General features: G+C 45.4%; 2 pseudogenes. One reads left to right on the forward strand and one right to left on the reverse strand.

The window, feature by feature from the left end:
- A pseudogene (locus IR141_RS13080) lies at window positions 1–136 on the forward strand (integrase core domain-containing protein); the annotation flags it as partial.
- 28 nt (window positions 137–164) lie between these two features.
- Here IR141_RS13080 and IR141_RS13085 read toward each other — a convergent pair.
- A pseudogene (locus IR141_RS13085) lies at window positions 165–306 on the reverse strand (IS1595 family transposase); the annotation flags it as partial.

Raw genomic sequence — 306 nt, forward strand, 5'->3', positions numbered from 1 at the left:
TGTTGCCCGGCCGCAAACCAATGGTAAAGCCGGGCGGGTTGTCCGTACCTTAATGGAAATGTGGCATGACAAGCATCCGTTTAAGGATTCGGCGCACCGGCAAAAAGAGTTATGTCGTTTTGTTAACTTTTATAATGGCTCTAGACTAGCAGCTTTATATAAATTTACTTTAAAAGCCTCCAAAGTTGGTGACCCAGTTCATCAGAGTTTCGGTTCCATCGCCATCCGCATTCCTTCAGGTGCAAATCAAAGTTTTTGGTTACGCCATTGAATTTGGCGGGCCTTCGTTTGGTAAAACTCCGGAAG

The organism is Neisseria sp. 19428wB4_WF04 (assembly GCF_015235335.1).
GTDB classification, from domain to species: Bacteria; Pseudomonadota; Gammaproteobacteria; order Burkholderiales; family Neisseriaceae; genus Neisseria; species Neisseria musculi.